The organism is Thermosynechococcus sp. (assembly GCF_046299635.1).
Lineage (GTDB): Bacteria > Cyanobacteriota > Cyanobacteriia > Thermosynechococcales > Thermosynechococcaceae > Thermosynechococcus.
Genome location: NZ_JBKBHV010000007.1, coordinates 25,915 through 51,070 on the forward strand (window position 1 = coordinate 25,915; position 25,156 = coordinate 51,070).

Annotated in this window: 24 protein-coding genes and 1 tRNA gene; 19 read left to right on the plus strand and 6 right to left on the minus strand. The window is 54.3% G+C overall.

Features of this window, described 5'->3' with window-relative positions; genetic code table 11:
• Window positions 1-38: 38 nt before the first annotated feature.
• Both ACK4IR_RS04470 and ACK4IR_RS04475 read left to right on the plus strand, forming a co-directional pair.
• Window positions 39-323 carry a hypothetical protein gene (locus tag ACK4IR_RS04470; RefSeq protein ID WP_409872878.1) on the plus strand — a complete coding sequence of 95 codons (285 nt, stop codon included), beginning with the start codon at window positions 39-41 and terminating at the stop codon, window positions 321-323.
• The gene (locus ACK4IR_RS04475; RefSeq protein ID WP_409872880.1) at window positions 271-1,467 is read left to right on the plus strand and encodes a mechanosensitive ion channel domain-containing protein; all 1,197 of its coding nucleotides are present in this window, start codon (window positions 271-273) and stop codon (window positions 1,465-1,467) included. Before ACK4IR_RS04470 ends, ACK4IR_RS04475 begins: the two co-directional genes overlap by 53 nt.
• A gap of 6 nt (window positions 1,468-1,473) precedes the next feature.
• On the opposite strand, the gene ACK4IR_RS04480 is transcribed toward ACK4IR_RS04475, so the two are convergent.
• The 3 genes from ACK4IR_RS04480 to ACK4IR_RS04490 form a co-directional block, all read right to left on the minus strand.
• Window positions 1,474-1,848 (minus strand): YraN family protein, encoded by a 375-nt coding sequence (locus ACK4IR_RS04480; protein WP_409872997.1) that lies wholly within the window; start codon window positions 1,846-1,848, stop codon window positions 1,474-1,476.
• A 5-nt stretch (window positions 1,849-1,853) separates the two neighbouring features.
• Window positions 1,854-3,134, minus strand: a complete 1,281-nt coding sequence (locus ACK4IR_RS04485) for a glutamyl-tRNA reductase (protein WP_409872881.1) — start codon at window positions 3,132-3,134, stop codon at window positions 1,854-1,856.
• A gap of 115 nt (window positions 3,135-3,249) precedes the next feature.
• Window positions 3,250-4,551: a valine--pyruvate transaminase gene (locus ACK4IR_RS04490; protein WP_409872883.1), complete on the minus strand. Its 1,302-nt coding sequence runs from the start codon at window positions 4,549-4,551 to the stop codon at window positions 3,250-3,252.
• Between the two features lie 145 nt (window positions 4,552-4,696).
• On the opposite strand from ACK4IR_RS04490, the gene ACK4IR_RS04495 reads away from it, so the two are divergent.
• The 11 genes from ACK4IR_RS04495 (at window position 4,697) to uvrC (ending at window position 17,259) form a co-directional block, all read left to right on the plus strand.
• Window positions 4,697-5,983, plus strand: a complete 1,287-nt coding sequence (locus tag ACK4IR_RS04495) for an efflux RND transporter periplasmic adaptor subunit (protein ID WP_409872885.1) — start codon at window positions 4,697-4,699, stop codon at window positions 5,981-5,983.
• Between the two features lie 8 nt (window positions 5,984-5,991).
• Complete coding sequence (locus ACK4IR_RS04500; RefSeq protein ID WP_409872998.1) at window positions 5,992-6,411, plus strand: VOC family protein; 420 nt, start codon at window positions 5,992-5,994, stop codon at window positions 6,409-6,411.
• A gap of 80 nt (window positions 6,412-6,491) precedes the next feature.
• Entirely contained in the window at window positions 6,492-7,985 is a 1,494-nt protein-coding gene (locus ACK4IR_RS04505; RefSeq protein ID WP_409872887.1) for a leucyl aminopeptidase, read from the plus strand.
• Window positions 7,986-7,992: 7 nt separating this feature from the next.
• Window positions 7,993-8,721 carry an RsmE family RNA methyltransferase gene (locus tag ACK4IR_RS04510; protein WP_409872889.1) on the plus strand — a complete coding sequence of 243 codons (729 nt, stop codon included), beginning with the start codon at window positions 7,993-7,995 and terminating at the stop codon, window positions 8,719-8,721.
• Window positions 8,722-8,777: 56 nt separating this feature from the next.
• Window positions 8,778-9,182, plus strand: coding sequence for a 30S ribosomal protein S12 (gene rpsL / locus ACK4IR_RS04515; protein ID WP_409872891.1), 405 nt, complete (start codon window positions 8,778-8,780; stop codon window positions 9,180-9,182).
• A gap of 78 nt (window positions 9,183-9,260) precedes the next feature.
• Window positions 9,261-9,731, plus strand: coding sequence for a 30S ribosomal protein S7 (gene rpsG, locus ACK4IR_RS04520; protein WP_409872892.1), 471 nt, complete (start codon window positions 9,261-9,263; stop codon window positions 9,729-9,731).
• 74 nt (window positions 9,732-9,805) lie between these two features.
• Window positions 9,806-11,881: an elongation factor G gene (gene fusA, locus ACK4IR_RS04525; RefSeq protein ID WP_409872894.1), complete on the plus strand. Its 2,076-nt coding sequence runs from the start codon at window positions 9,806-9,808 to the stop codon at window positions 11,879-11,881.
• A gap of 17 nt (window positions 11,882-11,898) precedes the next feature.
• A complete protein-coding gene (gene tuf, locus ACK4IR_RS04530; RefSeq protein ID WP_409872896.1) occupies window positions 11,899-13,128 on the plus strand; it encodes an elongation factor Tu in 1,230 nt (409 codons plus the stop codon).
• A gap of 101 nt (window positions 13,129-13,229) precedes the next feature.
• A complete protein-coding gene (gene rpsJ / locus ACK4IR_RS04535; protein WP_409872897.1) occupies window positions 13,230-13,544 on the plus strand; it encodes a 30S ribosomal protein S10 in 315 nt (104 codons plus the stop codon).
• A gap of 30 nt (window positions 13,545-13,574) precedes the next feature.
• Window positions 13,575-15,350, plus strand: coding sequence for a M61 family metallopeptidase (locus tag ACK4IR_RS04540; protein ID WP_409872899.1), 1,776 nt, complete (start codon window positions 13,575-13,577; stop codon window positions 15,348-15,350).
• Window positions 15,351-15,405: 55 nt separating this feature from the next.
• Complete coding sequence (gene uvrC / locus ACK4IR_RS04545) at window positions 15,406-17,259, plus strand: excinuclease ABC subunit UvrC (RefSeq protein ID WP_409873000.1); 1,854 nt, start codon at window positions 15,406-15,408, stop codon at window positions 17,257-17,259.
• A 92-nt stretch (window positions 17,260-17,351) separates the two neighbouring features.
• Here uvrC and ACK4IR_RS04550 read toward each other — a convergent pair.
• Window positions 17,352-17,423: transfer RNA gene (locus ACK4IR_RS04550), tRNA-Gly, on the minus strand.
• Window positions 17,424-17,504: 81 nt separating this feature from the next.
• Window positions 17,505-17,837, minus strand: a complete 333-nt coding sequence (locus ACK4IR_RS04555) for a YnfA family protein (RefSeq protein ID WP_409873002.1) — start codon at window positions 17,835-17,837, stop codon at window positions 17,505-17,507.
• A gap of 354 nt (window positions 17,838-18,191) precedes the next feature.
• On the opposite strand from ACK4IR_RS04555, the gene ACK4IR_RS04560 reads away from it, so the two are divergent.
• The 4 genes from ACK4IR_RS04560 (at window position 18,192) to ACK4IR_RS04575 (ending at window position 22,066) form a co-directional block, all read left to right on the plus strand.
• On the plus strand, window positions 18,192-18,350 hold the full coding sequence (locus ACK4IR_RS04560) for a chlorophyll a/b-binding protein (RefSeq protein ID WP_409873004.1): 159 nt from the start codon (window positions 18,192-18,194) through the stop codon (window positions 18,348-18,350).
• Window positions 18,351-18,353: 3 nt separating this feature from the next.
• On the plus strand, window positions 18,354-19,427 hold the full coding sequence (locus ACK4IR_RS04565) for an ABC transporter ATP-binding protein (RefSeq protein ID WP_409872901.1): 1,074 nt from the start codon (window positions 18,354-18,356) through the stop codon (window positions 19,425-19,427).
• A gap of 94 nt (window positions 19,428-19,521) precedes the next feature.
• On the plus strand, window positions 19,522-20,493 hold the full coding sequence (sds, locus tag ACK4IR_RS04570; protein WP_409872902.1) for a solanesyl diphosphate synthase: 972 nt from the start codon (window positions 19,522-19,524) through the stop codon (window positions 20,491-20,493).
• Between the two features lie 211 nt (window positions 20,494-20,704).
• On the plus strand, window positions 20,705-22,066 hold the full coding sequence (locus ACK4IR_RS04575; protein WP_409872904.1) for an LCP family protein: 1,362 nt from the start codon (window positions 20,705-20,707) through the stop codon (window positions 22,064-22,066).
• Here ACK4IR_RS04575 and ACK4IR_RS04580 read toward each other — a convergent pair.
• Window positions 22,063-22,719 (minus strand): ATP-dependent Clp protease proteolytic subunit, encoded by a 657-nt coding sequence (locus tag ACK4IR_RS04580; protein WP_409872905.1) that lies wholly within the window; start codon window positions 22,717-22,719, stop codon window positions 22,063-22,065. The genes ACK4IR_RS04575 and ACK4IR_RS04580 overlap by 4 nt on opposite strands.
• A gap of 116 nt (window positions 22,720-22,835) precedes the next feature.
• On the opposite strand from ACK4IR_RS04580, the gene ACK4IR_RS04585 reads away from it, so the two are divergent.
• Window positions 22,836-23,669, plus strand: coding sequence for a prohibitin family protein (locus ACK4IR_RS04585; RefSeq protein WP_409872907.1), 834 nt, complete (start codon window positions 22,836-22,838; stop codon window positions 23,667-23,669).
• A gap of 123 nt (window positions 23,670-23,792) precedes the next feature.
• The gene (lysA, locus tag ACK4IR_RS04590; protein ID WP_409872908.1) at window positions 23,793-25,151 is read left to right on the plus strand and encodes a diaminopimelate decarboxylase; all 1,359 of its coding nucleotides are present in this window, start codon (window positions 23,793-23,795) and stop codon (window positions 25,149-25,151) included.
• The last annotated feature ends 5 nt before the right edge of the window (window positions 25,152-25,156 follow it).

The following is a 25,156-nucleotide window of genomic DNA, read 5'->3' on the forward strand; positions in this document are numbered from 1 at the left end:
CCGTCTAGGTTTATGGACAGCTGAGGAGACTGTGGAGAATGCCATCCCAAGTCATTGAACTGTGGTCTTCGTTCATTAGTATTGCCGATGCCCCTTTGTTTCGCCTTGGGCGGGAAACTATTTCCCTGCGTTGGCTGTTTCAAGTGGTGCTACTCCTCATCCTCGTTGCAATTCTGGCGCGCTTTTTTAAGGGAGTGCTGAAAAATCAACTCCTACCCCGCCTTGGCTTAGACCTAGGCAACCGCGAGGCCATTTCCACTGTGATTAGTGGTGCCGGGGGGGGCACTGGGCTACATCATTGTTTTGCAAGCAGTGGGAATTAATCTGGATTCCCTAGCGGTGATTCTCGGTGGCTTGGGGGTGGGGATTGGTTTTGGTTTGCAGGATGTCACTCGCAATCTCATCAGTGGTCTGACCCTTCTCATTGAGCGCAAAGTTCGTGTCGGCGACTTTGTGGAAATTGAAAACATCAGTGGCTACGTTCAGGAAGTTTCCATGCGCGCTACGGTGATTCAAACCTTTAACGGTTCCAATGTGGTCGTGCCCAATACCTACCTTGCCGATAGTCCGGTACTGAATTGGTACTATGAAACCCATCGCGGTCGCATTGATATTCCGATTGGGGTGGCTTATGGAACGGATCCGGTTTTGGTGACGGAAGTCTTGCTCAATATCGCCCATTCTGAGCCGGAGGTTCTCAGGGAGCCAGCCCCTCGCGTGATTTTCCGTGAATTTGGTGATTCTGCCCTTCAGTTTGAACTCTGGGTATGGACGGATGCCATTGAGCGGCGCGTGTTCATCAAAAGTAGTCTGAATTTCAAGATTGACTACTATTTTCGGCAGCACAATATCGCTATTCCTTTCCCCCAGCGGGACATTTGGATCCGCAATGCGTCGGCACTCTCTTCCCCTGCCGAGCCGACAGAAGCCGTAGGGATATCCTTGGCGCCGGCAACACCCTCCTTAAAGTCGCTGCTTCAGCAGGTAAGCTATTTTCAGTGCATGAATGACCTACAATTACGCTTTCTGATTGAAGCAGGCTACCGCAAGCACTTGGCAGCGAGGGAGATTTTGTTCCGTGCTCAGGAGCCGGTCAGTAACTTCTACATCGTGTTGCAGGGTCAGGTAGCAGCAGTTTATGAGGAGAATGGGGAACTCAAGCCAATGATGACGTTTAATCCGGGGGATCACTTTGGCGAGCTACCGCTGATGCTGGGAGTGGCCTGCCCAACCACGATGATGGCCATGACGGATACGGTATTGTTTGTCCTACCACGGGAGGGATTTGAACAGTTGCTCAAGGAACACCCTTCCCTTGCCGAGGATATTGCGGTGGCGATCGCCCGTCGTCAGGATGTGCTGGCGCAGCATCAACGGGAGCTTCAGCAGCTGAGTCGTCAAGAGCAAGATCAAAGTCGCCCCATCAGCTGGATTCGCGATCGCCTGCAAAAGCTGCTCAATTGGTAAGTCTCCTCAAGGGGTGCAATCTAGGGTAAAGGCGTGCTCCAAGTATCGGTGCAGCCGATAGGCACCTGCTTGGTATCGCACTAGAGCTACATCAAAACGACAGGGATGATCCTGCCACTGCGGTTGAGATTCTAGGAATGCTTGGGCGGCCAAAATGAGTTTGCGCTGCTTGCTGGGGGAAATAGCGCCGAGGCCATCACTATCCCAGTTGCGGGAACGGCGGGTTTTCACTTCCACAAAGCGCACCACTCCTTGCAGATCACAGGCGACAATGTCCAGCTCACCCCAAGGGCAAAACCAGTTCTGAGCTAAAATTTGACACTGCTGGGTTTGCAGCCACGCCGTAACCACCGCTTCCCCGCGATCGCCCACGTGGCGCATCGGCACTAAGCTTCAATAGGTTCGAGATTAAACAAGTCTTGGAGGGTCTGCATGGCGCGCTGGCGACTCTCTAAATCCCGCTGCGATTGCAGTTGCACGGTGGGATCATGGAGAATCTTGTTGATAATTGTGCGCGTCATTGCCTCAATCACCCCTTGATGCTTATCAGCAAACTCACTGCCGAGGCGGGAGAGGGCTTTTTCCAGTTCTTGGGTACGAATTGCTTCCATTTTTTGGCGCAGACTGCGGATAGTTGGAATCGTTTCGAGAGCGTGCCACCACGCCAAGAAGGTCTCTAATTCTTCCTCAAGGATGCCCTCAGCCTCTTGAGCCAACTGGCGTCGTGCCTCTTGGTTTTGGGCAACCACCGCTTCGAGATCATCCACATTAAAGAGTTGAACGCAGGACAGTTCTGCCACGTTGGCATGGACATTGCGGGGCACGGAAATATCAATGATCGATAGAGGGCGATCGCCCGTGAGCACGGAGCTTAAGTTCTCCCGATCCAACAGGGGTTGCGTCGCTGCTGTGCCCGTAAAGACCAAATCCATCGCGGCCACAATCGGCAGTAAATCTGTCATCGTAAAGAGTTCAAAGCGGACTTCGGGAAATTGCTGCGCCAGTTCCTGTGCTCGTTCTAAGGAGCGGTTGATAATACTCATCTCCTTGACTCCCCGAGCAATCAGGTGTTGCACCACCAAGCGGGACATTTTACCCGCACCGACAATGGCAATGCGGCAGTTTTGGAGATTTTGCAGCCGCAGATCTGCCAGTTCCACCGCTGCTGAACTAATGGAGACTGCGCCTGTGCCAATACTGGTTTCTGTGCGTACCCGCTTACCGGCAGCGATCGCCCCCGTAAAGAGGCGATTGAGAATTGAACCAATGGACTTGTACTGCTGCCCCAACTGATGACAGCGTTTCACTTGGGAGAGAATTTGCCCCTCGCCGATCACCAAGCTATCTAGCCCCGACGCCACGCGCATGAGGTGCATCACCGCATCCTGATGCAGCAGGATAAAGAGGTAGGGACGCAGTTGGGGTAGGGGAATGTGGCTCCACTCACTGAGAAACTGATGCACTTCCCGCACACCCACCTCAGTGTCACTGGTAACAATGTAAATTTCTAAGCGGTTACAGGTGCTGAGGATGGTGGCTTCCTGAATATGGGCGTAGCCGCATAGATGTTGCAGTGCCCGCTCCCGCACCTCCTCCGGCACACTTAATTTCTCGCGCACATCCACGGGGGCGGTTTTGTGACTCAAGCCAATGACAGCAATATTCATAGGAATCGGTTGACGTTCGGCTGCAACTCCATCAATTGTTGTATCAGGATTCTTGAGCCTCCTTCACGCTTGTTTGCAAGTCTTTACTAAAGCAGTGGCCTCCACAGGGGGGCACCTAAGCAAGGACATCTGAATAGGAGCGGCTGGGAGATTCCCGATAGACCTGGGTAACGGTGGCGGCCAGTCGCTGCATGCCAAGGGCAATTTCTTCATCACCGGCGGTGAGACTAATGCGCAGGCACTCCTGTTTGTGCCGCCACGGCTCGCTCAAGCCGGGGAAAAAGGAACTGCCGGGGACGACAATCACCCCTGCCCGTTTCAGGTGTTGATACAATTCCCAATCCGTCATGGGTAGATCCTGCAGCCACAGCCATGCGAAAATTGCCCCCTCACCACGATGCAAAAACCAAGGAAGGTCGTCGGGCAAAGCACTTCGTAGGGTTTCTTCAAGAACGGTAAACTTGCGCTGATAGAAGGGGCGAATGACATTGACGGACACTTCGGCAAGGGCGCCGTTGGCAATGGCTAAGGCCGCGATCGCCTGACCATAGCGCGAGGCATGAATACAGGCATTGGTTTGAAAGGCTTCAAGCACACTTAGAATCTCGCGATCGCCAATGGCAATCCCCACCCGTTCTCCCGGTAGTCCTGCTTTGGAGAGGCTGAGGCAGTGGACAATATTGCCCCCAAAGACCGGTGCTAGTTCCGTAAAGTTCAAACTGGGATAGGGGGGGCCATAGGCCGCATCAATCAGCACCGGCACGCCGTAGGGCACCGCCAGATCGGCAATTTGCCGCACTTCCACATCGGTGAGCACATTCCCCGTTGGATTGCAGGGGCGGGAGAAGATGACACACCCTGTCGTCTCATCAATGTGCAATTGTTGAAAGTTGGGACGATACTTAAAGGTGTGATCTGCTTCAAAAATCTCAAGGCGGGGACGATAGGCAACAACGGTATCGGGGGTGAGACTGACGCCGCCGTAACCGGTATATTCTGGACTCAAGGGAAGAACAACTTTCTTTAATTCACCGTTTGCGCTAAAGCCGCTAAAGGCGTTGGCTGCAAAAAAGTAAATCGCCTGACTGCCGGGCGTCACAAGAACGTTGCGCTCCGTTAGGTTCAAACCATAGCGGCGATTAAAATCAGCGACCACAGCGGCAATCAGGGGTTCATACCCTTGGCTGGTGCCGTAGCGGCAGACTACCTGACCAAATTCGGGGCTGGCCATTAGCTCGTGGGTACAGTCGCGCCACAGTTGCTCCACCTCAGGAACAATAAGAGGGTTACCTGCACTCAGGTTAATCAAGTCTTGACCGCGATTGAGCCGCAGCGTCTCGATAATATCCTTCATGATGGCGCGAACTCCCGTCAGTTGGGACATTTGTCGGCCAATCTGGGAGAGTGCAGGATTCATAGGCAACGGACATAGACAGTATTGGTTAGGATAGCATCTGCGCTTCTATTGAGGGATAGATGGAACCAATAGACACCGCCGATACGCTCGTTCGGTGGGCGACTGTAACATAACGTTAGAATAGGGCAAGAATTGTAAAGGATTCATGGCGGCGTTTATTCCCTTTGTTGGTAAACCTTCTTCCCCTTGGCGATCGCTCGTGATTGGGGTGATTGCTGTCGGTGTGATCGGCAGTGGTGGACTGCTGTGGTGGCGATCGCGCCAAACGCCCCTTGATCTGGATCGCTACACCGTACCGGTGCAGGACAGTCGCGATTTGGTAGCGCGGATTGCGGCCACCGGCAAAGTGGTACCGGTTCAAACAGTCAATATTAGTCCGAAACGGGCAGGGTTGCTGGCGGCACTCTACGTCGAGCAAGGCGATCGGGTTAAAGCCGGTCAAATCATTGCCCGCATGGACAACCGCGATGAACAGGCGCAACTGGCTCAAGCCCAAGCCAACCTTGCCGAAGCCCTTGCCCGCCGCGATCGCCTGATGGCGGGGAACCGGCCTGAGGAAATTGCCCAAGCAGTAGCCCAAGTGCAGGCCGCAGCAACCCGTGTTCAATTGGCCGAAGAACGCCTAAAACGCAATGAATTGCTTGCAGCTGAGGGGGCAATTCCCCGCGACACCCTTGACGAACTCAAAGCAAATCGGGATAGCGCGATCGCCAACCTCAATGAAGCGCAAAAGCGCCTGCAACTGCTACAGCGTGGCTCCCGCCCAGAGGAGATCCGCCAAGCCCAAGCAAGTGTTGCCGCTGCCCAAGCCCAAGTACAAGCTGCCCGTGCCGCCCTCGAAGATACGGTGATCCGTGCCCCCTTTAGCGGGATTATTACCCAGAAGTACGCCAATCCGGGAGCCTTTGTGACACCCACTACCACCGCCTCTGCAACCACCTCGGCCACCTCTACTTCAATTGTGGCGATCGCTGAAGGCTTAGAAATTCTTGCTGAGGTACCGGAAGTGGATATCGGCCAAGTGCGGGTGGGGCAGGCGGTTGAAATTCGAGCCGATGCCTATCCGGGAGAAACCTTTGAAGGGCGAGTGCGCCTGGTGGCTCCCGAAGCGGTTGTGGAGCAAAATGTTACCTTCTTTCAGGTGCGGGTTGCCTTGGTTACAGGACTGGACAAACTGCGCTCCGGCATGAATGTGGATTTAGATTTTCTAGGGCAAAAAATTCAAAATGCCCTCTTGGTGCCCACGGTGGCAATTGCGGTGGAGCGCGGCCAAACCGGAGTTTATGTGGTGGGAGAAAACCAACGGCCAAAATTCCGTCCCGTTACCATCGGCAACAGCTGGCAGGATCAGACGCAAATCATCAGCGGCGTGCACGCCGGGGAGCGGGTCTTTATTGATTTTCCTGCGCGGCTGCGGCCGAAACAAGACTAGTTATGGGCTTGCACCACGTTTCCATTCGCACAGCCAATATTCAGCGGGCGATCGCCTTCTACGAATGTTTGGGCTTCACGGTGGAGGTTCGCTTTACCACAGGCTATACCCTTGCCTGTTGGCTGACAGGCTGGCAAACCCGCCTCGAACTGCTGCAAGTGCCTGAACCCCAGCCGCTTGCGGATCCTTTTCACGACGAGCACTACGTCGGCTACTACCATCTCTCCTTTGATTTGAGCGAGCATCCCGATCCCCTTGAAACATGGCTCCATCAGGTAGCGCAAACCTTGAAGGCCCAGGGTTTGCCCTTTGAGCTACTGTTGAAGCCGACTCCGCAAGTGATTGGTTCGCACCTTTATCACGTCGCTTTTATTCGGGACTGCGATGGCCTGCCCCTTGAATTTTTGCAGTGTCTCGGTGCCTGCTGAGGCCTCAATGCCGATAAAAGATAAAAGCCGATAAAAGATAAAATAAGTGAGGTTAAGAAATTGTTGGGTCGTCCATAGGCATGCAACTGCAAACGATTACTACCGCGATTCCCGATTGGTCGGGGGACTTACTGGCGATCGCCGTCTTTCAAACGGAGGGCGCCCTCACCCTCACCGACCCCTACACGACCCTTGATCAACGGCTTAACGGCCTATTGCAGGAGCTGATCAACGAGGGAGAATTTCAGGGCAAATCCGGTACCTCCCTGCTCATGCGCCTGCTGCCCAACTTCCCGATCAGGAAACTCCTGCTGGTGGGTTTAGGCAATCGTGACGAATTTACTCTGGAAACCCTGCGCCGCACTGCTGCGACCATTGCCCGTACTGCTCGCCGTGAACGTGCAAAAACTTTAGGCATGGCCTTGCCCCATGAAACGTGGGATGTGGCTGAGGCTGCCCAAGCTATTGCCGAAGGGACGCTCCTTGCCCTCCACAGTGATGTTCGCTTCAAGTCGGATCCGGAAGCGCGTAAGCTCCTGCCCTATCCCGACTCCGTAACGCTGTTGGGTTTAGGGGAGCAAACTGCCGCCTTGATCCGTGCCCGCCAGATCTGTGAGGGGGTAATTCTTGCGCGGGAGCTGGTAAATGCCCCGGCCAATGAAGTAACGCCAGTCACCCTAGCAGAAACAGCTCAGCAACTGGCGGCTACCTACGGCTTAACGGCAAAAATTTTGGAGCGCGAGGAATGTGCTGCCTTGGGGATGGGTGCCTTTTTGGGGGTGGCCCAAGGCTCCGACCTGCCGCCGAAATTTATTCACCTTACCTATACGCCGGCGGGCACGGTACAGAAGAAAATTGCCCTCGTCGGCAAGGGACTGACCTTTGATTCGGGCGGCCTCAACCTCAAGACCCAAGGGGGCATTGAAACTATGAAAATGGACATGGGGGGAGCCGCCGCCGTTTTGGGCACTGCCAAGGTCATCGCTCAACTCAAACCCCCCGGCATTGAGGTTCACTTTATCATTGCCGCCACGGAAAACATGATCAGCGGCCATGCCCTGCATCCGGGGGATATTCTTACCGCTTCCAACGGTAAAACCATTGAGGTCAACAATACCGATGCCGAAGGCCGCCTCACCCTTGCCGATGCCCTTGTCTATGCCGAGAAACTGGGCGTAGATGCCATTGTGGATTTGGCAACCCTGACAGGTGCTTGTATTGTTGCCTTGGGGGATAACATTGCCGGTCTGTGGAGCAATAATTCCGAATTGGCGCAAGCGCTGCAACAGGCCGGCGATCGCGCCGGTGAGAAATTGTGGCCGATGCCCCTTGAGAATAAATACTTTGAGGGCATGAAGTCCCAAGTGGCGGATATGAAAAACACCGGCCCGCGATCGGCAGGCTCAATCACTGCTGCCCTCTTTCTCCAGCAATTTGTCGATCACACCCCTTGGGCACACCTAGATATTGCCGGCCCCGTCTGGGCAGAAAAGGAGGATGGCTACAATAATCCCTGTGGAACCGGGTATCCCGTGCGCACACTGGTGGAGTGGCTATGCCGTCTTAGTCAGTAGTAACTGAATGCGATCGCCCCAACGGCTTATTGTGCAAGCCGACCAAATTCGAGATCGGTGCGTCACCTTGACTGCTGAGCAGCGGCATTATCTGTACCATGTGTTGCGTCTTAAAGCAGGCGATGAACTCTGGATCCTAGATGGTCGGGGTCGGCGTTGGCTGGGGGAAATTCAGGAAAACACCGTTAAACTATTACGCGCTGATTGCCCTGAGACGGAACTTTCCACCGAGATTATTCTCTGCTTAGCGCTATTGAAGGCGGCCAGCTTCGAGCAAGTGTTGCAACAGGCAACGGAATTGGGGGTCAAGCGCATCATTCCGATTCACACGGCGCGATCGCTCCTGCAACCTAGTCCCCATAAATACCGACGCTGGCAGCGCATTCTCCAAGAGGCCACCGAGCAAAGCGAGCGGCTGTATGTGCCCACCCTCGGCGATCCGCTGTCTGTTGCCGACATGGTAAAGCTGACCCCCAAGGGCTACATCGCCAGTTTGCAGGCTTCCCGGTTACTGTGGGATTGCTTGCCCCAGATGGATCTGTCTCGACCCATTTATCTGGCGATCGGGCCAGAAGGGGGATGGACAGAGTCAGAACTGGCGCAGGTCTTGGCCGCCGGTTGGCAAGCCTTTTCCTTGGGTCGGCGTACCCTGAGGGCCGTCACGGCGGCGATCGCCAGCCTGACCTTAGTGAGCCATTACAGCGAGAGGCACTGTCCAACTGCACAACAGCATTGACAATGCGACAGCTACCTCGGTACACTGGAAATTCGGTGAAATTAACGTAAGCAGCAATGCCCACCATCCAGCAACTGATCCGCCAAGAGCGGGAACTGTTGAAAAAGAAAACAAAATCTCCTGCCCTCAAAGGCTGTCCTCAACGGCGTGGGGTTTGTACACGGGTTTATACCACCACGCCCAAAAAGCCCAATTCCGCCTTGCGCAAAGTGGCACGGGTACGCCTGACCTCTGGCTTTGAGGTGACCGCTTATATTCCAGGAATTGGCCACAACTTGCAGGAGCATTCCGTGGTGATGATTCGCGGCGGTCGGGTTAAAGATTTGCCCGGTGTGCGTTACCACATTATTCGTGGCACGCTGGACACTGCTGGTGTCAAAGACCGTAAGCAAGGTCGCTCCAAGTACGGTGCCAAGCGTCCCAAACCTGGTGAGGCTGCTGCTACTGGCAAGAAAAAATAATTTCCGCTCTCCTATCTCCTATCTCCTTGAGTCCACCCTTGAAACCCTAAACTTCACTAGAGCAAACAGCAAACACCTATGTCTCGTCGCAATCGCGCTCAAAAACGTCCTACTGCCCCTGATCCGGTCTATAACAACGTGCTGGTGAATATGTTGATCCAGCGAATTATGCTCAACGGCAAAAAATCCCTTGCCAGCCGCATTGTCTATGACGCGATGAAAACCGTACAGGAGCGTACCGGCGAGGATGCTCTGCAAATTTTTGAGCGTGCAGTAAAAAATGCAACGCCTCTAGTGGAAGTGAAAGCCCGCCGTGTGGGGGGTGCCACCTATCAAGTCCCCATGGAAGTGCGTCCTGATCGCGGCGTTGCCTTGGCCTTGCGCTGGTTAGTGCAATTTTCCCGCAAACGGTCTGGTCGTTCGATGTCCGCCAAGTTGGCCAATGAATTGATGGATGCTGCCAACGAAACCGGGAGCACCATTCGTAAACGAGAAGAAACCCACAAAATGGCAGAAGCCAACAAAGCCTTTGCCCACTATCGCTACTAAACCGTCACACGGTTCAAGAGTTGGATACAATTATTTAAGAATTCTAACGTAATGCAACAAACAAGGAGGTAGCTGTGGCACGGACGACCCCGCTAGAGCGAGTGCGAAACATCGGGATTGCCGCTCATATTGATGCGGGTAAAACAACCACAACTGAGCGTATTCTTTTCTATTCCGGTGTGGTGCACAAAATTGGCGAAGTGCACGAGGGTACCACGGTTACCGACTGGATGGAACAGGAGCGGGAGCGGGGCATCACCATTACAGCCGCCGCCATTAGCACCTCTTGGAAAGATCACCAGATCAACATTATTGATACCCCCGGTCACGTGGACTTCACGATTGAAGTCGAGCGTTCCATGCGGGTTCTCGATGGCGTGATTGCTGTCTTTTGTTCTGTCGGTGGTGTGCAACCCCAGTCAGAAACTGTGTGGCGCCAAGCCGATCGCTACGGCGTCCCGCGTGTTGTCTTCGTCAACAAGATGGATCGCACCGGGGCGAACTTCTATAAAGTCTATGATCAGATTCGCGATCGCCTGCGGGCGAATGCTGTGCCGATTCAGTTGCCCATTGGTGCTGAAGATCAGTTCAAAGGCATCGTTGATCTCGTGCGGATGCGCGCCAAAATCTACAAAGACGACCTTGGTAAGGAAATCGAAGACACCGAAATTCCTGCCGAGATGACCGAACTGGCGGAAGAGTACCGCACCAAGCTCATTGAGGCCGTTGCTGAAACCGACGATGCCCTCATGGAAAAATACTTTGAGGGGGAAGATCTCACGGAAGAGGAAATCCGCGCCGCCCTACGTAAAGGGACAATCTCAGGCAGCATTGTGCCAATGCTTTGTGGCTCCGCCTTCAAAAATAAAGGCGTGCAGTTGCTCCTTGATGCCGTCGTGGACTATCTGCCCTCGCCTATTGATATTCCTGCCATTAAAGGTCATCTTCCCGATGGCACAGGAGTAGAGCGGGCTGCCGATGATGATCAACCACTTGCGGCACTAGCTTTTAAGATCATGTCGGATCCCTATGGTCGTCTCACCTTTGTCCGCGTGTATTCTGGCGTTCTGAAAAAAGGCAGCTATGTGCTCAATGCCACCAAAGGTAAAAAAGAGCGTATCTCTCGTCTGATCGTGCTCAAAGCGGATGAGCGAATTGAGGTGGATGAACTGCGAGCAGGGGATCTCGGTGCTGCTCTAGGTCTGAAGGAAACCTTCACGGGGGATACCCTCTGCGACGAAAACTCCCCTGTGATCCTTGAATCCCTGTATATTCCAGAGCCGGTCATTTCCGTGGCTGTGGAACCCAAAACCAAGCAGGACATGGAAAAACTCTCCAAAGCCCTGCAAGCCCTCTCTGAGGAGGATCCCACGTTCCGCGTTAGTGTTGATCCTGAAACCAACCAGACCGTGATTGCGGGCATGGGGGAATTGCACCTTGAGATTCTTGTGGATCGGATGCAGCGGGAGTTCAAAGTGGAAGCCAATATTGGGCAACCCCAAGTGGCCTACCGCGAAACGATTCGCAAACCCGTTCGTGCCGAAGGCAAATTCATCCGTCAAAGTGGGGGTAAAGGCCAATATGGTCACGTTGTGATTGAAGTTGAGCCTGCTGAACCTGGTACAGGGTTTGAATTTGTCTCCAAAATTGTCGGCGGTGTCGTACCTAAGGAGTACATTCCACCTGCTGAACAAGGGATGAAGGAAGCCTGTGAATCAGGAATTTTGGCAGGGTACCCCGTGATTGACCTTAAAGTTACCCTAGTGGATGGCTCCTACCACGAGGTGGACTCCTCAGAAATGGCCTTCAAGATTGCTGGCTCCATGGCAATTAAAGAAGCAGTTATGAAAGCGAACCCTGTGCTCCTAGAGCCAATGATGAAGGTCGAGGTCGAGGTTCCAGAAGAATTCCTTGGGACAGTGATGGGAGATTTGATTGCCCGTCGCGGTCAAATTGAGGGACAAACTGTGGAAAATGGCATTGCCAAAGTAACTGCAAAAGTCCCTCTCGAACGGATGTTTGGCTATGCCACTGACATTCGCTCGAATACCCAAGGTCGGGGAATTTTCTCGATGGAATTCAGCCATTACGAGGAAGTCCCCCGGAATGTGGCTGAGGCAATCATTGCCAAAAATAAAGGGAACGCATAGTCTATACGAGGAACAACATGGCACGCGCTAAATTTGAACGAACCAAACCCCACGTTAACATTGGTACAATTGGTCACGTTGACCACGGTAAAACCACACTGACCGCAGCCATCACCATGACACTGGCTGCCCAAGGGAAAGCTCAGGCTCGCCGGTATGATGAAATTGACGCTGCACCTGAGGAAAAAGCCCGTGGGATTACCATCAACACGGCTCACGTGGAGTATGAGACCGAGAAACGTCACTATGCTCACGTGGATTGCCCCGGCCACGCCGACTATGTGAAAAACATGATTACAGGGGCTGCTCAAATGGACGGTGCCATTCTCGTGGTGGCCGCTACCGATGGTGCCATGCCCCAAACCAAAGAGCACATTCTCTTGGCACGTCAGGTGGGGGTGCCCAGCATCATTGTCTTCCTGAACAAAGTGGATATGGTGGACGACGAAGAACTGTTGGAACTGGTGGAACTGGAACTGCGGGAACTCCTCAGCGAATATGAATTCCCCGGTGATGAAGTGCCCATCATCCGTGGTTCGGGCCTGAAAGCCCTTGAAGCGATGACTGCCAACCCGAAAACCCAACGCGGTGAAAATGAGTGGGTAGATAAAATCTACGAGCTAATGGACGCCGTGGACAACTACATTCCTACCCCTGAGCGGGATGTGGATAAGCCCTTCCTGATGGCTGTAGAAGACGTGTTCTCCATTACCGGTCGTGGTACGGTGGCCACAGGGCGGATTGAGCGGGGTCGCATTAAACTCAACGAAACCGTGGAACTTGTGGGCCTGCGGGAAACTCGGACAACAACGGTCACCGGTATTGAAATGTTCAAGAAGAGTCTCGAAGAGGGGATTGCCGGTGACAATGCTGGATTGCTGCTGCGCGGCCTGAAAAAAGAGGATGTGGAACGGGGGATGGTGATTGCCAAACCCGGCTCCATTACGCCCCACACTCAATTTGAGGGTGAAGTGTACGTGCTCACTGAAAAAGAGGGTGGCCGTAAAACGCCCTTCTTTGCGGGTTATCGTCCTCAGTTCTATGTGCGTACCACCGATGTGACCGGTACGATTACCTCCTTCACCGCTGACGATGGTAGCCCTGCTGAAATGGTGATGCCTGGTGACCGCATCAAAATGACTGTGGAACTCATCCAGCCTATTGCTATTGAGCAAGGGATGCGCTTTGCTATTCGTGAAGGTGGCCGTACGATTGGTGCGGGCGTTGTCTTGAAAATCATCAAGTAGTTGATCTTGATGGCCGCTAGCCTTTCTGTTGTGTTGGCGGCCTTTTTTGTCTGAATTTTTGTTTGATTCTCTCTGAACCTTGACAAGTAAGGAAGATTCCTATGGCTGCTTTACAACAGAAAATTCGTATTTGCCTTAAAGCCTTTGATCACCGATTACTCGATACTTCCTGCGATCGCATTGTGGAAACCGCAAAAAGAACCGGTGCTTCTCCGGTGGGGCCGATTCCTCTGCCGACGCGGCGACGAGTTTACTGTGTCCTGCGATCGCCCCACATTGATAAGGACTCGCGGGAGCATTTTGAAACCCGTACCCACCGTCGCATCCTCGACATTTACCAACCTTCCCCGAAAACCATTGATGCCCTGATGAAGTTGGACTTGCCGGCGGGGGTGGATATTGAAGTGAAATTGTAAGCGGTGCCGAAGTTCACTACACTGAGGGATATGACGCATACAGTTATTCATCCCTCACCTTCTGAGTCTTCTTTGCAGCCCCCTGCCATGGCCTATTGGATTAACTGCCGGCAGGGGCATAGCCATCTTTTGTGGGTGACGCTGCGGCTAACGGCACCCCAAACCGATGTTCTTGATCTGCACTTGCCGGTGTGGACGCCCGGCTCCTACCTTGTGCGCGAATATGCACGGCATCTAGAGAACTTTACGGCAACGGCTGCCGACGGTACTCCCCTTGAGTGGTGGAAGTGTGCCAAAAACCGCTGGCAGGTGGCCTGTACGCCGGCGCTGGCACTGCAGGTGCGCTATGCCGTCTATGCCCATGAACTCTCGGTGCGCACCAACCATTTTGACAGCAGCCACGCCTATTTTAATCCCGCGGCGGTGTGTCTTTATGTGCCGGAATATCGCGATCAGCCCCTCACGGTGACCGTTGAAGCCCCTCCCAATTGGCGGGTGACCACTCCCCTCCAACCCTTGGGCGAGGATGGCTGCACCTTTTGGGTGGCAAATTACGATCTGTTGGTGGATAGCCCCTTTGAGGTGGGCACGCACCCTGTTTACACCTTTGAGGTGGCGGGCAAACCCCATGAATTGGCGGTGTGGGGAAAGGGAAATTTCGATCCCCCGCGGGCGATCGCCGATATTCAACGAATTGTTGAAACCCAAGCCGCTCTTTTTGGCGGTCTGCCCTACGAGCGCTATGTCTTTATCTTGCACCTCACCCACAGGGGCTATGGCGGTCTTGAGCACCTAAACGGCTGCTCCTTGATTTTTGACCGCTTTGGCTTTCAGCAAGCGGAGCAGTATCGCCGCTTTCTCTGTTTGGTGGCCCATGAGTTTTTCCACCTCTGGAATGGGAAGCGGATTCGCCCCCAAGCCTTTGAGGTTTTTGACTACGACGGTGAGAATTACACCACAAGTCTCTGGTTTGCCGAAGGGGTGACCAGTTACTTCGATCAGCTCATTCCCCTCTGGGCAGGGCTATTTGATGCCAAGGTTTACCTGAAGCTCCTCGGTGAGAGCCTCAATCGCTATTGGCAAACGCCGGGTCGGTTTGTTCAATCCCTGAGTGCCGCCAGCTTTGATGCTTGGATTAAGCTCTATCGCCCCGATGAAAACAGCATTAATTCGCAGATGTCCTACTACCTCAAAGGGGAGTTGGTCGCCCTGCTGCTGGATTTGCGGATTCGCCTTAACTTCAATCACGGGCGATCGCTCCTCGATGTTTTGCGGCGGTTGTGGCAGCACTATGGTGAGACAGGTCAGGGCTACACCCCCGATGAGCTGTGGCAGACAATTGAAACCGTTGCCGATGAAAACTTGGCAACCTGGCGCGAGCAGTTCATTGACGGCACGGTGGAACTCCCCCTTCAGGAGTGGCTGGCCAAAGTCGGTCTGGAGCTGGTTCCCCAAGACGCCCTCCCCTACACGGGGCTTCAGTTCAAGCAGGAGCATGGTTCTCTCCAGGTCAAAGCGGTTCTGCGCAACTCCCCTGCTGAACAGGCAGGCTTGGCGGCCGGGGATGAAATCATTGCCCTCAACGGTTGGCGCATCAGGGCAGAGGACTGGTCAGAGCGCCTGCGGGAGTGCCAAGCGGGGGAGACAATCCAGCTGACCTGGTTCCACGATCAGCAGTTGCACACCGGCACCTTGGTTTTAGGAGAACCACAACCCCACTATCAGGTGCAGTGCCGTGCGGATGCCACGCCGGCGCAGCGCGCCCATTTAACAGCCTGGTTGGGAGCCACCGCAGCACAGCTTTAGGGGAGGTGGCGGAGTGCTTCAGCCCTTGCTGCAGAATCGCGATCGCCTAGAGCAGATGCTGCGACAACTTCCCCTGTGCCCCGGTGTCTATTTCTTCAAGGACAAGACGGATCAGATTCTCTACATCGGCAAGTCCAAACGCCTGCGATCGCGGGTGCGCTCCTACTTTCGTGAGCCGGCCCAACTGGGGCCGCGCCTTGAATTAATGGTCTATCAGGTGGCGGACATTGAATTCATCGTCACCGATACGGAAGCCGAAGCCCTTGCCCTCGAAGCCAATTTAATCAAGCAGCACCAGCCCCCCTTCAATGTTCTCCTCAAGGATGACAAGAAGTATCCCTACGTCTGTATTACTTGGTCAGAACCCTATCCCCGCATTTTCATTACCCGCAAACGCCAGTTTGGCAATGTCGGCGAGACCGGTAGGGATTCTCCTAAGGATCGCTACTATGGCCCCTATGTGGACAGCTTTCGCCTGCGCCAGACCCTTGCCCTTGTGAAGCGGCTGTTTCCGCTGCGGCAACGTCCCCGCCCCCTCTTTAAGGATCGCCCCTGCCTCAACTACGACATTGGGCGCTGTCCGGGGGTCTGCCAAGGCCTGATTTCACCCGAGGAGTATCGGCAAACGTTGCAGAAGGTAGCAATGATCTTTCAGGGGCGCACGGGGGAACTGGTGGCGCAGTTGCAGACCCAGATGGCACAAGCGGCAGCGGAGCTTAATTTTGAGTTGGCGGCACGCCTGCGGGATCAAATTCGCGCCTTGGAGCAGTTGGGCGTTGATCAAAAAGTGTCCCTCCCCGATGATACGGTGTCGCGGGATGCCATTGCCCTAGCTGTGGGCGATCGCTATGCGGCCGTTCAACTCTTTCAAATTCGCGGCGGTCGCCTGGTGGGGCGTTTAGCTTTCGTTGCCGATGCCCAGAGCGGCAGCCCCGCCACCATTTTGCAGCGGGTGCTCGAAGAACACTATGCCCAAGTGGAGGATGTAGAAATTCCCGGTGAAATTTTGCTGCAATATCCTCTGCCTGAGGCAGACCTGCTGCGCACCTACTTAAGTGAAAAGAAAGGCCGCGCCGTTACCTTCACCGTTCCCCAACGGCAGGCCAAAGCCGAACTGATTGCCATGGTGCAGCGCAATGCCGAACTGGAACTGGCCCGCATTCAACAGGCCGGCGATCGCACCCAAGCTGCCCTTGAAGATTTAGCCCAACTCCTTGGCCTTGACACCCTTCCCCATCGCATTGAGGGCTACGACATTTCCCACCTTCAGGGGTCTGATGCGGTGGCCGCACGGGTTGTCTTTATTGATGGTTTGCCCGCCAAGCAGCACTATCGCCACTACAACATCCGCCACCCCGCGGTGAAACTCGGCCACTCCGATGACTTTGCCAGCCTTGCCGAGATTCTCCACCGCCGCTTTGCCCCCTACCTAGAGGGAAAAAGTAACCCCCTAGAAACCGATGACTGGCCCGATGTGATCCTCATTGATGGCGGCAAGGGACAACTCTCCGCCGTAGTTCAGGTTTTGGAGCCTCTCTTGGGCGATCTTACCCTTCTCAGCTTGGCCAAACAGCGGGAAGAGATTTTCCTCCCCCATCAATCCCAGCCCCTCCCAACCGATCCGGAGCAACCGGGGGTACAATTGCTGCGGCGGGTTCGCGATGAGGCTCACCGCTTTGCCCTCAACTTCCACCGCCAAAAACGCGCCCAACGTCAACGGCGATCGCACCTCGACCAAATTCCGGGCTTGGGCTATCGGCGCCAAAAGGAACTGCTTGCCACCTTCCGCTCCATTGACTCCATCCGCATGGCCACCCCCGAACAGTTGGCGCAGGTGCATGGGGTTGGCCCCCGCCTAGCGGAAAAAATTTACCGCTACTTTCACAATGATTTTGATCCTTCCCCTTGACCACTTCTTGGGAAATAGGCATGGAGAACCCTAGGGCAAGGGTTTGTCCTTTCTCCTAGGGGAAATACCTAATCTAACAGGCAATTGACTAAAGCGGGTAACGCGATTCGAACGCGCGACATCAACCTTGGCAAGGTTGCGCTCTACCACTGAGCTATACCCGCAGTAGTAACTTAGTCTAGGAAATAAGCAGGGGGATTGTCAAGGGCGGCAACCGGTGTTTTATCGCCGGCGATCGCCCCCGCTCAATGGCTTCTTGGCGCGTACATGATAATGAGCGTTCCGAGGAGGGCAACCCCGGCACCGAGCAGATCAAACTTATTGGGGCGCACTTTATCAATTCCCCAGCCCCAGAACAGCGCCACCAGTAGGAAGATGCCACTATAGGCTGCCTGAACACGACCGAAATGGGCAGGTTGAAGGGTTGGCACCATCCCATAGATAAAAAGTACGACTGCCCCTGCGATGGCATGCCAAATACTTTTGTGCTCCCGTAGCCAGAGCCAGATAAGATAGGCTCCCCCCAGCTCAAGTAGGCCGGTGATTAGAAAATAAAGTAAGGATTTCGCTACTTTCATCACCCTTGTGCTTGCTATAACCTAGAAACTACATTGGCCAGCAACCGGCAATCAAGGCCGTCCCCTGTGCTATTGTCAAGTGCTCTTGAAGCTCGTAAGGGGGGCGGCCATTTGGCCTACGGGGGTGGGCAATCGCTTTCGAGACATCAGGGGAGTTGTGAGCCTTTGGGCTGGCGGTTGTTGCGGCGCAGCAAGTTTTCGCTGCGGTTTGAAAAGTCGGCAGGTCAAGCGCAAATTAAGGCAGGGATCACCCCCCTACCGCACAAACAGCCCTTCTCTAAAATAGGAGATACGCGGAGACAATGATGAAGGCCTTATGCCAAGCTAAAGAAGTTGTTTTCCATTCCTAACGCCATGAGTGAACCGACGCCCGAGGATTTAACCCCCCAATTCGGTTGGTCGCGCTACGCAGAGCTGATCAACGGCCGCTTTGCCATGATTGGGTTTGCTGCGCTGCTAGTGCTGGAGTGGATCACCGGCCAAGATTTCTTTACGTGGCTGGGGTTGCGATAGGCTGTGACGGCACCACTGCGCCTAGCGGGAGTCACGCGGCGCTTTGCGCCGGGGGTGGGGATTGGCCCGCTCTCCTTCACCGTACCGGCCGGGGAGCTTTGGGTGATTGTCGGACCGTCGGGGTGTGGTAAATCCACCCTCTTGCGGCTCATTGCCGGCCTAGAGCAGCCTACCGAGGGGGAAATCTACATTGGCGATACCTGTGTCAACGGCCTCAGTGGGCGCGATCGCGACGTGGCCATGGTCTTTCAGAACTATGCGCTTTATCCGCACATGACCGTGGCCGAAAACTTGGGCTTTGGCCTAAAGATGCGCGGTGTTGATCCGGCCACACGGCAGCAACGGATTCTTCAGGTGGCGAAGCTCCTAGGGATTGAGTCTTTGCTTCAGCGCAAACCACGTCAACTGTCTGGCGGTCAGCAGCAGCGGGTGGCCTTGGGAAGAGCCTTGGCGCGATCGCCCCGGATCTTTCTGCTGGATGAACCCCTCTCTAACCTTGATGCCCAACTGCGGGAGCAAACCCGTGCGGAATTGAAGCAACTGCATCAACAGCTGGGGATTACCACCCTCTATGTCACCCACGATCAAGTAGAGGCCATGACCCTCGGCGATCGCATTGTGGTACTGGATCGCGGTCAAATCCAGCAAATCGGCACCCCTGCCGACCTCTACGAAAGACCCGCAAATACGATGGTGGCTCGGTTTCTCGGCACCCCACCGATGAATCTCCTGCCCGCTCGCTGGGATGGCAGCCGCTTTTGGATAGGGCAGCAACCTTTGTTCTGTCCTGATACTCCCCACTGGCCGCTGAAAGGTGAACAGACCCTCACCGTGGGAATTCGTCCAGAGCATTTGCAGATCGCTGAGACCGGGTTGGGGGCGATCGCCACTCTCGTTGAACCCCTTGGCCGCGAAGCCATTGTTCGCTGTCGCCTCATGAATAGTACCCAAGAACTGCTGTGGCTAGCTTCTAGTCATCAAGTCCCTCAAATGGGTGACCCTCTCTACTTGCAGGTCAGTCATCTTTATCTTTTTGACCCCACGACCGGGGCAGCCCTCAATTTTGAGCCTTGCTGAAAATTCCTCGGTACCCTTACCCAAGATTGGTGGGTTCGCTTAGAATACAACTAGGATTCTGTAAAATTTCGTAACTTCTGCGGCCAGCCCCTCCATGACTTCGGTAACCTCTCTTTTTTCACCTGTCGAAGCAGATCTCTGTGTACTGACAGAGAACCTGAAGGCACTGATTGGAGCACAACACGCCGTACTCTCTGCTGCCGCCGAACATCTTTTTGCCGCCAGTGGCAAGCGTATCCGACCCGCCATTGTCTTTTTGGTGTCGCGAGCTACGCTTCCCGATCAGGGAATTACCCCCCGGCACTGCCGCTTGGCAGAAATTACGGAAATGATTCATACCGCTAGTCTCTTTCATGATGATGTGGTGGATCAAGCGCAACTGCGGCGGGGGGTGCCCACCGTCAACAGTGTCTTTGGCAATCGGGTGGCCATTCAAGCAGGAGACTTTCTCTTTGCCCAAGCCTCTTGGTACTTAGCCGATTTGGATAACCTGCAAGTGGTGAAGCTCCTCTCCCAAGTGATCAAAGACTTTGCTGAAGGGGAAATTCGCCAAGGCTTTAACCGTTTTGACACCAGCATTACCCTAGACGACTATCTGCTGAAAACCTACTACAAGACCGCCTCCCTGATTGCCAACAGTGCCAAGGCCGCCGCCGTTCTCAGCGAAGCACCCCCAGAAACCATCGAAGCCATGTACACCTACGGCAAAAATTTGGGGTTGGCCTTTCAAATCGTGGATGACATCTTGGACTTTACCCGCTCCACCGCAGAACTGGGCAAACCCGCCGGCTCAGATCTACGCGATGGCAACCTGACTGCCCCTGTGCTCTTTGCCTTGCCGAAGGTTCCCTACCTCCAGACCCTCATTGAACGGGAGTTAAGTGAAGAAGGGGATCTGGAAACGGCCCTCAACTTGGTGCGCCAAAGCGGTGCCATTGAAGATGCCCGTAACTTAGCTAAGGAATATGCCCAGGCGGCTCTACCGGCCCTTGAAGTGCTTCCCCCTTCAGAAGCGCGCCAAGCCCTTAGCCGGTTAACGGATTATGTTCTTGAGCGACTGTATTGAGTTGCGAGGCAAACGAGTTCTGATGCGCAGCGCATAAATCTGCGGCAGTAAACGAAAACTAAAAAATAGAATAGAAATAGCCCTACTTAAGTGCAGACCAAGTGCAGATCAATGGTATAAGTGCGGGATGAGGAGAGAATCCCCTACACTAAACACAGGGGGAACATCCACCCGGCGAACCCATGACTTGTTTTTGGTGTGGGAGTGAATTGTGGCACGAGGCGTCAAACAGCGTAAACCGGTGAGTTCTACTGTGGGTCGTCAGGGTAATCCAAAACTAACCCCCAAAAGGACTATCCAGCGATCGCGCCCCTCTCCTTGGCATACCCTTGGTTGGATTGCTGCTTTTGGCACTGTGTCTTTGGTCTCGGCCTTTGTGGGCATGACCTTTGTTTTAATATCGCCATTTCAAGGGACGAGTCATCGGGGACAGGGCGGTCTCTCTTGGCTAGAAATGATGACACGGGGGTTCCAGTATGGCATGAGTCGGCCAGTGAATCTCCTCGTGCTGGGGGTGGATAAAGTCTTGGATGCCCCTGAAGGCTCTCCAGAACGGTTCCGTGGTCGCACGGATACAATGCTGCTGGCGCGGTTTAACCCTGAAAATGGTACGATTACGGTCTTGAGTATTCCCCGTGATACCCGCGTGGAAATTCCCGGATATGGCATTGACAAAATTAATGCAGCCAATGTTTATGGGGCAGTCAATCTAACGGTGCGGGTGGTCAGTGAAACCCTCAACTATACCCCCGTTGATCGCTACATTCGCATTGATACGGGGGCATTTCGGGAACTGGTAGATCTGGTGGGCGGCGTCGAGGTGAATGTGCCGAAGCGAATGGTTTATACCGATCACACCCAAAAACTCTACATTGATCTTCAACCGGGGCTGCAAACTCTGAATGGAGAGCAAGCGGAGGGGTTTGTTCGCTTTCGTTACGATGAATTGGGGGATATTGGCCGTGCCCAACGGCAGCAGATGTTGATCAAGGCTTTGCAAAAGAAACTGACCAATCCCGTCATGTTGACCCAGTTGCCGAAAATCTACAGCGTCCTCCAAAAATATGTGGATACGGATTTAACCTTTGCCGAACTGATGGCGATCGCCCAGTTTAGTCTGCGCATTGAACCGGACAATCTCCGCTTGATCCTGCTGCCGGGGCGTTTTGGTGGCGATGGCTATGAGGTCAGCTACTGGCTGCCTGATGAGGAACGGATTAAGCAGGTGGTGGCAGAACATTTTAGCGATCGCCCCTCGAAACTCGTCAACCATCCATGGAGGGAAACAGAGACGCTGCGCATTGCCCTGCAAAATGCCTCCGGAAGTCGCGATGCTGCCCAAGACATGGCCGATTTTCTCGCCCACCACGGCTATACCAACGTGATCATTGGCGAAGAGTGGTATCAGCAAGCCGCTGAAACGGAAATCGTGGCTCAACAGGGAGATCTAGGGGCGGCGCAAATGATCCGCTCTGTTCTTGGCATGGGACGAGTGTCGGCCAACTCCACCGGTGTGCTGTCATCGGATATCACAATTCGCATTGGTCGCGACTGGGCAGCTGTCTTGCACTAGGTCAAGGTTGCGGGCAGTTTCTTCTTCACAGCCTCGGGTGCGAGAATGCGGTCAATGATGCCGTATTCCTTGGCCATTTGTGGCGTCATATAGAGCAATCGATCCATATCGCGGGTGATACGCTCAGGGGGTTGCCCCGTGTTTTGCGCCAAAATCTCCACCATCATGGCTTTGTTTGCCAAGACTTCGCGGGCGCGAATTTGAATATCGGTGGCCTGCCCTTGGGCATAGCTTTTGGTTTGGTGGAGGACAATCGTCGCATGGGGTAAGCTGGCGCGACACCCCTTTGTGCCGGCGGAGAGCAACATAGCTGCCATCCCCATGGCTTGACCAATGCAGATCGTGTGAACCGGAGGCTTGATGTAGCGCATGGTGTCGCAGATGGCAAAGGCCTCCGTTTCAAAGCCAATGGGTTCGCCATCGTAGCGGGAGGTACCCGTCGAGTTAATGTAAATGCGGATCGGTTTTTCGGGATCGTCGTATTGCAGATAGAGCAGTTCCGCAATGATCAGCTCCGTGACCGCTGGCACCAGAGGCATACCTAGATAGACGATCCGTTCCTTCAACAGTAGTGAAGGGAGATCAGGGGGTGGGGTGCGATAGTAAGCATCGCCATAGTAGGCCGCTTGGGCAGCAGTAATGGGCAACCGCATAGGACGCTCAGCAAATGACAGACTATCTGTACTCTAGCAAGGAATTGCCGTCGGGATCGGGGGAGGACACCCTCTATAATCAAATCAGCCGTTGAGGGAGATGAAATTCTTTGGGCATGCGTCAACAACCCGGTTCGCAGTTGGTCGCTTGGGTACTAGCCGTCGCCATTGTCCTACTGATCATCCTTTTGAATGCCGTGGTGATTATTAATCCCGGCCAAGCAGGGGTGCTGAGTATTTTGGGCAAAGCTCAGGATACCCCCCTCCTCGAGGGGATTCACTGGAAGCCCCCATTTATTGCCAGCGTGGATGTCTATGACGTAACCGTACAGAAGTTTGAAGTGCCGGCGGAAAGTGCCACCAAAGACTTGCAGGACATTAAGGCCAGTTTTGCCATTAACTTTCGCCTAGACCCCATGGCCATCGTGGATGTGCGTCGCACCCAAGGAACCCTAGAAAATATTGTGGCTAAAATTATTGCTCCTCAGACCCAAGAGGCCTTCAAAATTGCTGCTGCCCGTCGTACCGCAGAGGAGGCGATTACCAAGCGGGATGAACTCAAAGAGGATTTTGATCACGCCCTTGGCGATCGCTTGGCGAAGTACCACATTCTTGTCCTAGATACCAGTGTTGTTAACCTTGACTTTTCGGAGGAATTTTCCAAGGCGGTCGAGGATAAGCAAATTGCCGAGCAGCGGGCACAACGGGCGGTCTATATTGCCCAAGAGGCAGCTCAACAGGCGCAAGCGGAAATTAACCGTGCCCGGGGGAAAGCGGAAGCCCAACGTCTGCTGGCCGAAACTCTCAACGCACCGGGGGGACAGTTAGTCCTGCAAAAGGAAGCAATCGAAGCATGGCGAGAAGGCGGTGCCCAAGTGCCCCAAGTGATTGTGCTCAATGGCAAGGAAGGGCTGCCCCCCTTTTTGCTCAACTGGAGCACTGAAAAGTAGGTAAGGGCGTCTTCGATCCACTGATCCACAGGAGCGATCGGCCAAATCCCCCTAGAATTGAGAATAGTGATTTGTCCTTATTATTCTTTTTTATTATTCTCTGATTGCTGGTGATATTGACCCATGATCTCCACCCCTGTCCCTCTTGCTGTGAATCAACAAATCCTGCCTTTAACGGCTGAAACCAATGACCGTGGCCATCTCACCATTGGCGGATGTGATGTGGTGGAGTTAGTGGCACAGTTTGGCTCTCCCCTCTATATCCTTGATGAATTTACCTTTCGCACCGCTTGCCGTCAATATCAAGACACCCTCCAGCAAACCTATAGCGGTGAATTTTTAGTGCTCTACGCCTCTAAGGCTTGGAACTGCTTGGCCACCTGCGCCCTTGCCCACAGCGAAGGCCTAGGCATTGATGTGGCCTCCGGCGGCGAACTCTATACTGCTTTGAGTGCTGGCGTCCCTGCCAGCCACATCTACTTCCACGGCAATAACAAGTCTCCCCAAGAACTCCTCTATGCCCTTGAGGTTAATTGCACGATTGTCGCTGATAACTGGCTAGAACTAGAACGCCTTGCTGCCTATGTTGAGGAGCATGATCTTGCGACGCCACCGCGAGTAATGTTGCGCCTGACACCGGGGATTGAATGCCACACCCACGAATATATCCGCACCGGGCATCTCGATAGCAAATTTGGCTTTGACCCGCAACAGTTGCCAGCGTTGCTTCAGTTTGCCAAGGCGCATCCAGAACTGGACTGGGTCGGACTGCATGCCCACATTGGCTCACAGATTTTTGAGGAGCAACCCCATTTAGACCTCTGTGATGTCCTCGTGGATTGGCTGGCTCAAGCCCGTGAGGCGATGCTACCCATGCGGGAACTGAATGTGGGAGGTGGACTCGGTATTCGCTACGTAGAATCGGATCATCCGCCGGCGATCGCCCACTGGACAAAGGCTATTAGCCAGCAACTGAGCCAAGCCTGTCAGGAACGCCATCTTCCCTTGCCAAAGCTGCTTTGCGAGCCGGGTCGTTCCATTGTGGGGCCGGCGGCAGTAACTGCCTACACCGTGGGTAGCCGTAAGGTGATTCCTGAACTGCGCACTTACATTGCCGTGGACGGCGGCATGTCCGATAATCCGCGACCCATTACCTATCAGGCGCAATATACCGCCCTGTGTGCCAATCGCCTGACCACGGCCGCCACCGAAACCGTACGGGTGGCCGGCAAGCACTGCGAATCGGGAGATATTCTGCTGCCCCAAGTCACCCTGCCCCCCCTGCAAGCCAACGATATTTTGGTGGTGGCCAGCACAGGTGCCTACAACTACAGCATGGCCTCCAACTACAATCGCGTGCCCCGCCCGGCAGCGGTGGTGGTTTGGGAGGGTGAAGCCAACCTAATATTGCAACGGGAAACCTACGCTGATTTGGTAGCCCATGATGTGTTACCACTGCGATTGAGCGCCCCCGCCCCCTAGGAGGT

What these genes read in the sequence shown, in the direction of transcription:
- ACK4IR_RS04585 (WP_409872907.1), top strand. Translation starts at nt 22,836, where the DNA reads ATGCGTCAACAACCCGGTTCGCAGTTGGTCGCTTGGGTACTAGCCGTC.
- ACK4IR_RS04485 (WP_409872881.1), bottom strand. Translation starts at nt 3,134, where the DNA reads ATGAATATTGCTGTCATTGGCTTGAGTCACAAAACCGCCCCCGTGGAT.
- rpsL (WP_409872891.1), top strand. Translation starts at nt 8,778, where the DNA reads ATGCCCACCATCCAGCAACTGATCCGCCAAGAGCGGGAACTGTTGAAA.
- ACK4IR_RS04470 (WP_409872878.1), top strand. Translation starts at nt 39, where the DNA reads ATGCCATCCCAAGTCATTGAACTGTGGTCTTCGTTCATTAGTATTGCC.
- rpsJ (WP_409872897.1), top strand. Translation starts at nt 13,230, where the DNA reads ATGGCTGCTTTACAACAGAAAATTCGTATTTGCCTTAAAGCCTTTGAT.
- tuf (WP_409872896.1), top strand. Translation starts at nt 11,899, where the DNA reads ATGGCACGCGCTAAATTTGAACGAACCAAACCCCACGTTAACATTGGT.
- uvrC (WP_409873000.1), top strand. Translation starts at nt 15,406, where the DNA reads ATGCTGCGACAACTTCCCCTGTGCCCCGGTGTCTATTTCTTCAAGGAC.
- ACK4IR_RS04580 (WP_409872905.1), bottom strand. Translation starts at nt 22,719, where the DNA reads ATGCGGTTGCCCATTACTGCTGCCCAAGCGGCCTACTATGGCGATGCT.
- ACK4IR_RS04505 (WP_409872887.1), top strand. Translation starts at nt 6,492, where the DNA reads ATGCAACTGCAAACGATTACTACCGCGATTCCCGATTGGTCGGGGGAC.
- ACK4IR_RS04540 (WP_409872899.1), top strand. Translation starts at nt 13,575, where the DNA reads ATGACGCATACAGTTATTCATCCCTCACCTTCTGAGTCTTCTTTGCAG.
- ACK4IR_RS04560 (WP_409873004.1), top strand. Translation starts at nt 18,192, where the DNA reads ATGAGTGAACCGACGCCCGAGGATTTAACCCCCCAATTCGGTTGGTCG.
- ACK4IR_RS04510 (WP_409872889.1), top strand. Translation starts at nt 7,993, where the DNA reads ATGCGATCGCCCCAACGGCTTATTGTGCAAGCCGACCAAATTCGAGAT.
- rpsG (WP_409872892.1), top strand. Translation starts at nt 9,261, where the DNA reads ATGTCTCGTCGCAATCGCGCTCAAAAACGTCCTACTGCCCCTGATCCG.
- ACK4IR_RS04480 (WP_409872997.1), bottom strand. Translation starts at nt 1,848, where the DNA reads ATGCGCCACGTGGGCGATCGCGGGGAAGCGGTGGTTACGGCGTGGCTG.
- ACK4IR_RS04495 (WP_409872885.1), top strand. Translation starts at nt 4,697, where the DNA reads ATGGCGGCGTTTATTCCCTTTGTTGGTAAACCTTCTTCCCCTTGGCGA.
- ACK4IR_RS04555 (WP_409873002.1), bottom strand. Translation starts at nt 17,837, where the DNA reads ATGAAAGTAGCGAAATCCTTACTTTATTTTCTAATCACCGGCCTACTT.
- lysA (WP_409872908.1), top strand. Translation starts at nt 23,793, where the DNA reads ATGATCTCCACCCCTGTCCCTCTTGCTGTGAATCAACAAATCCTGCCT.
- ACK4IR_RS04490 (WP_409872883.1), bottom strand. Translation starts at nt 4,551, where the DNA reads ATGAATCCTGCACTCTCCCAGATTGGCCGACAAATGTCCCAACTGACG.
- sds (WP_409872902.1), top strand. Translation starts at nt 19,522, where the DNA reads ATGACTTCGGTAACCTCTCTTTTTTCACCTGTCGAAGCAGATCTCTGT.